This window comes from Streptosporangium sp. NPDC023615, from assembly GCF_040640155.1.
GTDB lineage: Bacteria > Actinomycetota > Actinomycetes > Streptosporangiales > Streptosporangiaceae > Streptosporangium.
In genome coordinates this window covers 96,376-104,098 of record NZ_JBFABE010000024.1, presented here as the reverse complement: position 1 = coordinate 104,098, position 7,723 = coordinate 96,376, and the positions used below count along the sequence as shown (strand labels likewise).

The window sequence follows — 7,723 nt, the reverse complement described above, 5'->3', positions numbered from 1 at the left end:
CCCAGCGGGCATCCGGTGAGAAAAGCGGTGCCTCGGGTGCGGCAAGGAGGCTGCCCGCGACCACGGCGCCGCGAGATCGGTGACGTTTCCCCAGCGCCGTGCCGGTCCCGCTGTCGAAGGTTGACGACGCGCCCCACCCCGCCGATCGGCCAGACTCGTCCGCGACGGCCGTATCCGATCGGGGGACAGATGCACTACCTGACCGCTACCGAGATGACCCGGCTCCTGCGGTCCGGGCAGGTCAGCGCGGTCGAGTTGCTCGACGCGCACCTGCGGCGGATCGAGGAGGTCAACCCGGAGATCAACGCGATCGTCACGCTGGTGGCCGACCGCGCCAGGCGGGAGGCAGAGGAGGCCGACCGGGACCTGGCCCGCGGCCGGTGGCGTGGGCCGCTGCACGGGCTGCCGGTCGCGCACAAGGACCTGACCGACACCGCGGGGATCCGCACCACGTACGGCTCGCCGCTCTTCGCCGACCACGTGCCCGGCGCCGACGCGCCGATCGTGCGGCGGATGCGCGAGGCCGGGGCGATCACGGTGGGCAAGACCAACACCCCCGAGTTCGGCACCGGCTCGCACACGGTGAACGAGATCTTCGGCGCCACCCGCAACCCCTACGACCCGTCCAGGTCGGCCGGGGGCAGCAGCGGGGGGGCCGCCGCCGCGCTGGCGACCGGCATGGTGGCGCTGGCCGACGGCTCGGACATGGGCGGCTCGCTGCGCAACCCGGCCTCCTTCTGCAACGTGGCGGGGCTGCGGCCCACGCCCGGCCGGGTGCCCGCGCCGTCGGCCGCGGCGGCCTGGTTCACCCTCGGCGTGCCGGGGCCGATGGCCCGTACCGCCGAGGACCTGGCGCTGCTGATGAGCGTGGTCGCCGGGTTCGACGCCGCCTCCCCCCTGTCGATCACCGAGGGCGGCGACGTGTTCACCGCACCGCTGGAGATGGACCTGACCGGGATCCGGGTGGCCTGGAGCCCGGACCTGGGCGGGCTGCCGATCGACGCCGGGACGGCCCAGGTCACCGCGGACGCCCCCGCCGTGCTCGCCGCGCTGGGCGCCCGGGTGGAGCGGGTGGACGTGGACCTGTCCGACGCCGAGGACGCGTTCCGGATCTACCGCGCCTGGTACTACGCCCTGTCCTACGGCGACCTGCCGCGCGAGAGCCTGGGGGCGAACGTCCGCTGGAACGTCGACCGGGGCCTCGAGGTGACCGGGGCGGACCTGGCCCGCGCGGAGCGGCTGCGCAGCGGGCTCTACCGCCGGATGGACGACTTCTTCGACACCTACGACTTCCTCGTCGCCCCGGTCAGCCAGGCGCCGCCGTTCCCGGTGGACGCGCCGTACGTCTCGGAGATCAACGGCGAGAGGCTCCCCGACTACCTGGCGTGGATGCGCTCGGCCTACTGGATCAGCGTGCTGCACGCCCCGGCGGCGTCGGTGCCGTGCGGGTTCACCCCGGACGGGCTGCCGGTGGGGGTGCAGATCGTCGGGCGCCCCTTCGCGGACATGGCGGTGCTGCGGCTGGCCCACGCGTTCGAGCGGGCCACCGGCCACGGCTCGCGCCGCCCGCCACGCTGACGCCGCCACCCGTCCCGCCGGCCCCGCCACCCGCGCCGGCGGCCCCGCCATCGGCCGCGCGATCACACCGGCGCCCCCCGCCGGCGCCGCCCTACCGGTCGCTGATGTCGTACGACGACCGAGGCGCGTAGGGGTCGTCCCCGCCGAAGGGGCGGCGCAGCGGGGACTCGCGGTAGCCCGCGACGGCCTCCAGGCCGAAGAACACCCCCGCGGCCAGGGTCGGCCACACGTACAGCACGCCCCTGGCGGTCAGCTCCAGCGGGCCGGCGACCAGCGAGGCGGACGCCGCGGAGGCGGTGACGCTCGCCGCGCCCAGGTTGACCGCCTGCCCCACCGTCAGCGCGAGGTGCGCGCCCAGCAGCCCGCCCGCCGCCAGGCCCAGCACCACCGGCACCGGGCGGCCGCGCCGCGACACGGCGTGGCCGACGGCCCCGCAGACCAGCCCGAGCCCTCCGGTGATCACCGCGAACCACCCGTCGGCGGCGATCAGCGCCTGCGTGGAGGGATCGGCCAGCAGCGGCCCCTCCCGCGTCACGACGTAGGGGGGGCGCGGAGCGGCCAGCGACCACAGCGGCCCGGCGAGGACCCCGGCGACGGCGATCGCCAGCACGGTGATCACGAAGTCGCGCACGTCGCGCACCATGGCTCCCTCACCCTCTGTGCCGATGTGCCCGATGTTACCCACCCGTCCGCCCGGTGCCACCCGAGCGCGTGATGCGAACCCCGTTACTCTGGCGGGGTGAACGAAGAGGCATGGCTGATCGAGCCCTCCGGACCGCTCCGCGGTGACGTCGAGGTACGCGGTTCCAAGAACGGCGTCTCCAAGCACATGGTCGCCGCGATGCTCGGCTCCGGTGAGAGCACCATCCAGAACGCCCCCGACGTGGGCGAGGTAGGCATCACCGCCCAGATGCTCAAGGCCCTGGGCATCGACGTGGAGATCTCCGCCGGGGAGATCGGCATCGCCCCGGGAGCGCAGATCAACCCGCACGTCCCCGCGGCGTTCACCGGCCTGAACCGGATCCCGATCCTCATGCTGGGCCCGCTGCTCCACCTGGCGGGCGAGGCGTTCGTGCCGCTGGTCGGCGGCGACCCGATCGGCCGCCGCCCGGTCGACTTCCACGTCGAGGCGCTGCGCGCGATGGGCGCCGAGGTCGAGGTGAGCGACACCGGCGTGTACGCCAAGGCCAAGCGGCTGCGCGGCACCCGGATCGAGCTGCCCTACCCCAGCGTCGGCGCCACCGAGACGATCCTGATGTCGGCGGTGCTGGCCGAGGGCAAGACCGTGCTCAAGGGCGCGGCGATGGAGCCCGAGGTGGTGGAACTCGCCCTGTTCCTGCAGCGGATGGGCGCCCGCATCGAGCTGAGCCCGGACCGGCGCATCGTGATCGAGGGCGTGGAGCGGCTGCACGGCGCCTCCACCTGGCTCAACGGCGACCGCATCGAGGCGTTCTCCTACCTGGCGGCCGGCCTGATCACCGGCGGGCAGGTGCGGGTGCACGGCTGCCCGCAGGACCGGCTGGTCACCGCGATCACCACGCTGGCCCGGATGGGCGCCGAGGTCGACATCACCGACGACTACCTGTCGGCGTCGGCGCCGCGCGGGCTGCGGGCGGCGGCGGTGCAGACCGACACGCACCCGGGCTTCATGACCGACTGGCAGACGCCGCTGATGGTGCTGTTCACCCAGGCCCAGGGCATGTCGGTGCTGCACGAGACGGTGTTCGAGAACCGCCTGGTCTACGTGCCCGCGCTGCAGAGGATGGGCTGCGAGATCGAGGTGTTCGACGTGTGCCTGGGCGGCCCGGCCTGCCGCTACCACGACACCAACGCCAAGCACTCGGCGGTCGTGCGCGGCGTGTCCAAGCTGAGCGGCGCCGACGTGACGCTGCCCGACATCCGCGCCGGGTTCTCCGCGGTGCTGGCCGCCGCCGCCGCCGAGGGGACCTCCACGCTGCGCGGGGTGCACCACATCGAGCGGGGCTACCACCGGCCGTTCGAGCAGTTCGCCTCGCTCGGGCTGAAGATCCGTCGAGAAAAGGTGCAGAACCAGTAAGGATTGGGCGATCGCCGTTTGTAGGTGATCATTCGGTCGCACGTTACTATGCGTGACACCCCGCCCGGAGCCGAGACGCGACCTCGCCGCCTGCCTGCGCGGCCTGGCGGCGTGCGGCGTGCTGGGCGGGCTGCTGGCCGCGCTGGCGGCGCTGCCGCTGGTCGGCACGGCCGGGGTGGGCGTCAACACGGTCAGCCGGACCCTCGTCGACCTGCCGGACGGCCCCCGCGAGAACCCGCTCGCCCAGCGCACCGTGCTGCTGGACAGGAACGGCAAGCGGTTCGCCCAGTTCTACACGCAGAACCGGACGGTGGTGCCGCTGGAGCGGATCGCCCCGGTCATGCGGCAGGCGATCGTGGCGATCGAGGATTCGCGCTTCTACGAGCACGCCGGCCTGGACGTCAAGGGCACCCTGCGCGCCCTGGTGACCAACACCCAGGCGGGCGGGGTGCGCCAGGGCGGCTCCTCGCTCACCCAGCAGCTCGTGAAGAACATCCTGGTCGAGAACGCCGAGAGCGAGGCCGAACGCGCCCAGGCCCGCGCGCCCAACATCCAACGCAAGATCACCGAGCTGCGGTACGCGCTGGCCATGGAACGCCGGTACACCAAGGCCGAGATCCTGGAGCGCTACCTCAACATCGCCTACTTCGGCGCGGGCGCCTTCGGGGTGGAGGCCGCCGCGCAGCGGTTCTTCTCGGTGCCGGCCGCCCGGCTGACCCTGCCGCAGGCGGCGACGCTGGCCGGCGCGGTCCGCACGCCGTACGCCACCGACCCCTCGCTGGACGCCAGGCGGCGCGAGCGGCTGCGTGAGCGCCGCGACCTCGTGCTGGAACGGATGGCGCAGCTTTCCTACGTCTCCCGCGCCCAGGCCGAGGCGGCGGCGAGGAAGCCGCTGGCCATCCGCCTGCGGCCCGAGCCGGGCGGCTGCAACGGGAGCGACTACCCCTACTTCTGCCTGTACGTGCACCGGGAGCTGCTGACCAACCCCGTCTTCGGTCACACCCGCGCGGATCGCGAGCGCCGCCTGGCCAGGGGCGGCATCGTGCTGCGCACCACGCTCGCGCCGAAGGTCCAGCGCGCCGCCGAGCGCGCCGTCTCCGCGCGGGTCTCCGCCCGCGACACCGAGGTCGCCGCCGAGGCCATGGTCGAGCCGGGCACCGGCCGCATCAGGGCCATGGCCGCCAGCAAGAGGTACGGCCGCAACGCCGGCGGCGACGGCCGTTCCGCCATCGGCCCCCGCACCACCTACAACCTGCCCGCCGACACCGCGCACGGCGGCGGGCAGGGCTTCCAGGCGGGGTCGACGTTCAAGGTGTTCACGCTGGCGACCGCGCTGGCGCGGGGCTGGCGGTTCGACCAGGGCTTCAGGACGCCCGGCAGCTTCGTGCCCGACAGGGGCTTCACCGACTGCGCCGGCCGCAGGGTCAACGACCCGCGCGCGAAGATCTTCAACGCGAGCGGGGAGGGCAAGGGCGGCCCGCAGAGCCTGTCCACCGGCACCTGGAAGTCGGTGAACGTCTTCTACATGATGCTGGAGCAGCGGATGGGCCTGTGCCCGGTGGTGCGGACCGCGCGGGCGCTGGGGATCGTCCGCGCCGACGGCGCCCCGCTGCGGGAGGTGCCGACCTTCACCCTGGGCGTGAACGAGATGGACCCGGTGACCGTGGCCGCCTCGTTCGCCGCGTTCGGCGCGCGGGGCCGCTACTGCCGCCCGATGGCGATCGTCGAGATCGTCGAGCGGGACGGCGAGCGCCTGCGCGTCCCGCCGAGCTGCGCGCAGGCGATCGAGCGGGCCGTGGCCGACGCGGTCAACCACCTGCTGTCGGGGGTGTTCACCAAGGGCACCATGACCGGCCAGGGCATCGGCCGCCCGGCCGCCGGCAAGACCGGGACGAACAACGGCTACACCTCGGCCTGGTTCGCCGGCTACACCCCGGACCTGGCCGCGGCGGTCAGCGTGGGCGACATCCGCGGTTCCTACCGCTACCCGCTGCGCGACGTCGAGATCGGCGGCGAGTACTACGGCTCGGTCCAGGGCGCCTCCCTGCCGGGGCCGATCTGGGTCGCGTCGATGTCGGCGGCGCTGGAGGGGACCTCCGAGACCTCGTTCCACCGTCCCGACATGGGCCGCTTCGGCGGCGGTTTCACCCCCGGGATGGCCGAGGCCCTGGCGGCCGAGCGCGAGGCCGGGCGGGACGGCGAGCGCCGCAACGCCGGCGCGCCCGGCTACCGGCGGGGTCACCGCGGCTACCGCACCCGGGGCGGCCCGGACGCCTACGGTCACCGGGCCTACCGGTCGCCGCGGGGATACGGGGAACCCCGCGGGTACGGGGAACCCCGGGGCTACCGGGAGCCGTGGGCGTACCGGGAGCCCCGGGGGTACGGCGGCCGTCGCGCGCGGGGCGGGCCCGGCGCCCGCCCGGCCGAGCGCGCCCCGGCGTGGTGGCGCAACCGCGACCGCTGAACCACCGGCGCCCGGCCACCGGCCGGCGCCGGGCCGAGGTCAACGATCGACCGAGGTCAACGATCGGCCGAGTCACCGATCGAGCGTGGTCGGCGCTCGGCCGCGGTCGGCGCCCGGCCGGGATCGGCGCCCGGCCGAGGTCACCCGCCCGGCCGTGGTCAGCGCTTGACCAGGACCTGCTGGGTCGGCAGGAGCGACGGCCATCCGGCGCGGCGCGCGGTCGTCGCGGCCGAGCCGCAGAGCGCCTGCTCGAAGTGCGCCCCCATGGCCGCGTCGATCGCGTGCGGCATCGGGTAGCCGTTCTCGTTCAGCCTCTGGTACTTCATGAGGTTGAAGCCGTAGGAGATCTGGCGACGGCCGTCCGGGCTGGACAGCGAGACCGTCCCCATGCCGAACACGGCCCCGTCGTGCCCCCAGAACCGGCCGCAGGGGGTGTCCTGGGCGTAGATCCCCAGGCCGTAGTGCATCGCGACGCCGCCCTGGCCGTCGGGGACCGCCACGGTGGTCCTCATCTGGTCGAGCTGGGCCGGGGGCAGCAGCCCGCCGCCGAGCAGGAGGCGGTAGAACCGGTTGAGGTCGTCCATCGTGGAGACGACCGCGCCCGCGGTGGTCCCCCACGACATGTCGTAGACGCTGTAGTCGCGCGGCGGGTCGATGTAGCCGTACAGCGCCTCGTAGGCCTTGGAGTGCGGGCCGGGGACGAACGGGGTGCGCGGGAAGGAGGTGTCGCGCAGCCCGGCCCTGCGGATCACCTCGCGGGTGATGTACCGCTCGGCGCCGGTGCCGGTCACCTTCTCCAGCAACAGCCCGGCGATCGCGTAGTTGGTGTTGGAGTACGACCAGTTCTGTCCCGGCTCGCCCGTGCGCGGCGCCGCCAGCCCGAGCCTCACCAGCTCCCGGGGGGCGATCCTGCGGAACCGGTGCTCGTCGAGGCTCCGCGAGGAGAGCTGGACGAAGGAGGGGAAGGCGCCCGCGACGTAGTCGCCGATGCCGCTGGTGTGGTTGAGCAGCATCCGCACCGTGACCGTGCCGGCCAGGTCCTCCGGCAGCAGGCCGGGCAGGTACCGCGCGACCGGCGCGTCCAGCTCGACGCGGCCCCGCGCCACCTGCTGGAGGACCGCCACCGCAGTGAACGTCTTGGTGATGCTGCCCACCCGGTGCAGCATCCCCGGGTGCACGGGCCGCCGGGTCCGCACGTCGGCGACGCCGGCCGCGCCGGTCCACCGCTCGCCGCCGTCGCGCACCGCGGAGTAGGAGCCGTACATACCGGCCTCGTGGACCGCCCGGACGGTGGCCCGCAGTGCCTCACGGTCGAGGGCCGCCCGCCCGGTCTCATCGGACGGCGCGGTCGCCGGACCGGTCGTCGGGGCGGTCGGGGCGGTCGCCGGACCCGTCGTCGGGGCGGGTTCGGATCCGGTCGGCGCGGCGGACGCCGCGGGTCCGGGCGCGGCGGACGCCGGGGGCGCGGCGGCGCAGGTCAGCAGCACCGCGCTCAGCCCGAGCCCGGCGATCGTCCGTCCGCGGTGGATCCGTCCGCGGTGAGGGAGTCCCGCGAGGGTCATCAACTGTCATCTCCTCTGATTCCGGAAAAACAACAGGATGATCATCCCAAATCCACCCGGAAC

General features: G+C 74.1%; 5 protein-coding genes. 3 read left to right on the top strand and 2 right to left on the bottom strand.

Annotated features, from left to right (window positions below; all coding sequences use genetic code 11):
* Nucleotides 1-189 precede the first annotated feature (189 nt).
* Complete coding sequence (locus AB0G16_RS19085; RefSeq protein WP_362806267.1) at nucleotides 190-1,578, top strand: amidase; 1,389 nt, start codon at nucleotides 190-192, stop codon at nucleotides 1,576-1,578.
* Nucleotides 1,579-1,669: 91 nt separating this feature from the next.
* On the opposite strand, the gene AB0G16_RS19080 is transcribed toward AB0G16_RS19085, so the two are convergent.
* A complete protein-coding gene (locus AB0G16_RS19080; protein ID WP_362806265.1) occupies nucleotides 1,670-2,221 on the bottom strand; it encodes a hypothetical protein in 552 nt (183 codons plus the stop codon).
* Nucleotides 2,222-2,317: 96 nt separating this feature from the next.
* Between AB0G16_RS19080 and murA the strand changes: the two genes are divergently transcribed.
* The gene (gene murA / locus AB0G16_RS19075; RefSeq protein WP_362806263.1) at nucleotides 2,318-3,634 is read left to right on the top strand and encodes a UDP-N-acetylglucosamine 1-carboxyvinyltransferase; all 1,317 of its coding nucleotides are present in this window, start codon (nucleotides 2,318-2,320) and stop codon (nucleotides 3,632-3,634) included.
* A 52-nt stretch (nucleotides 3,635-3,686) separates the two neighbouring features.
* Nucleotides 3,687-6,098, top strand: a complete 2,412-nt coding sequence (locus tag AB0G16_RS19070; RefSeq protein WP_362806261.1) for a transglycosylase domain-containing protein — start codon at nucleotides 3,687-3,689, stop codon at nucleotides 6,096-6,098.
* Between the two features lie 158 nt (nucleotides 6,099-6,256).
* Here AB0G16_RS19070 and AB0G16_RS19065 read toward each other — a convergent pair whose 3' ends face one another.
* Nucleotides 6,257-7,660, bottom strand: a complete 1,404-nt coding sequence (locus AB0G16_RS19065) for a serine hydrolase domain-containing protein (RefSeq protein ID WP_362806259.1) — start codon at nucleotides 7,658-7,660, stop codon at nucleotides 6,257-6,259.
* Between the last annotated feature and the right edge of the window lie 63 nt (nucleotides 7,661-7,723).

Excerpts from the sequence above, each read along its gene's own strand:
- AB0G16_RS19085 (WP_362806267.1), top strand. The coding sequence starts at position 190 with ATGCACTACCTGACCGCTACCGAGATGACCCGGCTCCTGCGGTCCGGG.
- AB0G16_RS19080 (WP_362806265.1), bottom strand. The coding sequence starts at position 2,221 with ATGGTGCGCGACGTGCGCGACTTCGTGATCACCGTGCTGGCGATCGCC.
- AB0G16_RS19065 (WP_362806259.1), bottom strand. The coding sequence starts at position 7,660 with ATGACCCTCGCGGGACTCCCTCACCGCGGACGGATCCACCGCGGACGG.